The sequence below is a fragment of the Candidatus Nitrotoga sp. 1052 genome, from assembly GCF_927312905.1.
Classification (GTDB): Bacteria; Pseudomonadota; Gammaproteobacteria; order Burkholderiales; family Gallionellaceae; genus Nitrotoga.
The window spans coordinates 1-3,110 of sequence record NZ_CAKMHQ010000064.1; the positions used below are offsets into that span (position 1 = coordinate 1).

Below are 3,110 nucleotides of genomic sequence, written 5' to 3' on the forward strand. Positions count from 1 at the left end.
CGGCAATACCAGGTGGCTGGCAGAATTAACGGGTAGCCCGACAGGCTGCTAGGGCAAAATAACCGATCAGAATACGAAAAAATGTTATTGAGAATGAGTGAGCTTGATGATTCTTACAGTGATACTGTGAGTATGGACAAAATTGACAAAATTGAAGAGACAGCTACATTCCCCACGAAAGTGGATATGAACGACGTTGATCCTGGATGGTATAACGCAATATGTGAAATTGATTTTTGGTGTATTGCACCCATAATTTCCAACGTCGCACTAACTTGGAAACATCATTCATTTAGTGAAGAAGATGAATATCGTATGGTTTATGAATTTGACGAATCAATTGCTATCAAACTTGGTTTAAGTCTCAAAAAGTTTAGAGAAGGTAAGACATTTCTAATCCCATACGTTGAAATCCCATATGATTTCAAGAAAAATGAAATAATACAAGAAGTAGTGGTTGGGCCATGCCCGCATCCACAGGAAGCGGCAAGTTCAATACGTCAATTTTTGGATCAAAATATTAATAAAAATTTCACAGTGATTAATTCTAAAATACCTTATCGCTACTGGTGAAGTTGGATGACCGTAACGGAGAATCTACGCAATTGGGTGTAACAACGCACGGGGTCAGTTCCCGCAGAAACGCATAGGGTCTACCATCGATTTGCAGATGACGACCGTCAGATGAAAGCGTAGCATATCTCACTGACGGGGGTGTGGCTCGTGGGGTCAGCGAACTTGGTAACGGGTCTCGCTTGAGTCTGAAATGCCGCCCCTGTCACCTGCATCATCCAACACGCCTGCCGGGATGGTGCCAATCAGTCAAGATTGTGGCTCTGAAAGTAGACGAGACGTTTGGATGATTTTTCCAACTGGCTTATCTTTTATTCAAGGAGTCAATCATGTACCCCCTCTCAATACGAGTTGCAGTAGATGTCGGCAGTACCTGTCACCGGGTGGCAGTCGGGCTGCCGGCCGGCAAGCTGTTGGATGAGTTCGATATTAGTCACAATGCAGGCGGCTTCAAGGAATTTTTTCACCATATCGAAAGCCTTGAAAAACGCCATCAATTGCCGGTAGCCGTTGCCATGGAAGGCTATAACGGCTGGGCGCGCCCGCTGGACGGACAAATTCTCCGGCACGGTTACCGCCTGTACAGCGTCAATAACCTCAAACTCGCCCGCTACAAGGAAATATTCCCGGCGCCGGCCAAGACCGATGCCATAGATGCGCGCAGGATTCTCGAACTGTTCCGCCTGTCCGAACACCTGCCGCTGGCAAAAAACGCACTCCACGAAGTCGCGCCGACACCCATTGAAAACGACCAACTCAAACGCTACACGCGGCGGCGCAAACAGCTGGTGTGGGAACGGGTGCGCGTCATCAACCGGCTGCAAAGTGACCTTCATGCGGTGTGCCCGGGACTGATGGCAATCACCGGGGAAGCGGACAATATCTGGTTCTTGAATTTCCTCACCTGCCGCGACAAATTGACCAAGCTGGCCAATCTGCGGCAATCCAGCCTGTTGGCCATACCCGGCGTGGGCAAGACCTATGCGGCACAGATACAGGCTTGGCAAGCACAGGCGCAATTCTCCCCCGAAGTTGAATGGGTGGGCGAAATGATTTTGCAGGACGCGCACCGCATACTGGCGCTGGGAAAGGACATCAAGGCACTGGATCTGAAAATTGCGGGCATCGCCGCGCAATCAAAACTGGCGCAAACCATCGGCAGCATACCCGGCTTCGGAAAAACCTCGATGGCGGAAATCGCGGGGGAAGTTGGCACACTGGAGCGTTTCAAATCGGAAACCGGGCTGGCGATGTACATGGGCATGTCGGCGCTGGATAACAGCTCCGGCAAAAAGAATGGCGTGAAAACACCGCGCCACGTCAACACCCGCGCCAAGGCAGCCATGATGGTGGCGGTGGCACGGCATATCGCTTACGTGCCGATGTCGCGCGCCTACTACGACAAAAAGCGTGCAGAAGGCAAACAGCACAACCAGGCGATTCGAGCTTTGGGCAGGCATCTTGTGCGAGTCATTTGGTCAATGGTTAAACAGGGGAGAAAATACGAAGTACGATAAAACGTCACACCACATGGGGGAGGATTGACGCTGCTGTCAGGTAACAGCGTCGCTGGCGTGTTGTGTGTTGAGTAGTGTGATTTGTTAAAAAATTGATTGCAATTTCAAGCGGGATGTTCAGTTCTAACATTCCAACAAACTCTATTATATTTTATAGATGGCTAGACCCCTCAGACTGGAATTTTCGGGTGCCCTTTATCACGTCTCCTCGCGCGGGAATGGTCGAGAATATATTTTTCCTGAGTGATGATGATCGCAGTGATTAGCTCGCGGTTTAGGGTATTGTTTGCGCGCGTTTAACTGGGTGGTTTATGCTTTTTGCCAGATGACTAATCACTAAATGAAGGCAACAGTTTGGCTTGAAAAAATTCCATCCAAAGCTAAAACAGGCTTTCGGAATGGGATTTTTCTACAGCGTAGTTAGACAACACAATTCATGATTTTCAAGTTCAAAGAGGTCTTTAATGGCAGATGAAGGTAAATCTTTTACTTGGCAAACTGGAATCGCCCTTGGCGGATTGCTTGTTTCTCTATTTGGTAACTGGATACAGTACCAAACCCTTCTTGATAAGAAGACTGAGCTGGATCAAGCCCAGGCCAAAATTGACGTATCCATTAACGAAGCAAGGCAACGGCAAGCAACCCGTGAAACAAAGCGCCGTGAAATGGACAGCAGAATGCAAATCTTGGATCAGAGAATTCAGGATGCTGACATGGAATTCAGACGTGGTGCGGCCGGAATGGCTTTTGCGCCGCTGGAGCAGAAGGAACTGGCTGCTAACATCATGAGAGCAGCTACAGAAGAAAAGAAAAAGCTTCTTGCAGAAAAAAAGGAATTGCAAAACAAAATTGATGCACTTCCCACAGATTGAACACCCAATGCCTAACGATAAGGTTAGATCGTGATCGCGAAGCGAGTCACGATCTAAACACTTGCGCTCAAGCGGGGCTGCGCAAAAACGCGTAGCCCCTTAGCTCCACGTTGAGGCTGTAGAAAAACCCAAATCCACCCAAAAATCC

At 48.6% G+C, this 3,110-nt stretch carries 3 protein-coding genes; all 3 read left to right on the forward strand.

The window, feature by feature from the left end; genetic code table 11:
* Window positions 1-93: 93 nt before the first annotated feature.
* Entirely contained in the window at window positions 94-573 is a 480-nt protein-coding gene (locus tag MJ768_RS12590; RefSeq protein WP_239292231.1) for a hypothetical protein, read from the forward strand.
* A 329-nt stretch (window positions 574-902) separates the two neighbouring features.
* Window positions 903-2,090, forward strand: a complete 1,188-nt coding sequence (locus tag MJ768_RS12595) for an IS110 family transposase (RefSeq protein WP_239292232.1) — start codon at window positions 903-905, stop codon at window positions 2,088-2,090.
* 464 nt (window positions 2,091-2,554) lie between these two features.
* Window positions 2,555-2,962: a hypothetical protein gene (locus tag MJ768_RS12600; protein WP_239292233.1), complete on the forward strand. Its 408-nt coding sequence runs from the start codon at window positions 2,555-2,557 to the stop codon at window positions 2,960-2,962.
* Window positions 2,963-3,110 lie beyond the last annotated feature (148 nt).

Bases quoted from the DNA above. Each gene is read 5' to 3' on its own strand.
- MJ768_RS12590 (WP_239292231.1), top strand. From the start codon at position 94: ATGAGTGAGCTTGATGATTCTTACAGTGATACTGTGAGTATGGACAAA.
- MJ768_RS12595 (WP_239292232.1), top strand. From the start codon at position 903: ATGTACCCCCTCTCAATACGAGTTGCAGTAGATGTCGGCAGTACCTGT.
- MJ768_RS12600 (WP_239292233.1), top strand. From the start codon at position 2,555: ATGGCAGATGAAGGTAAATCTTTTACTTGGCAAACTGGAATCGCCCTT.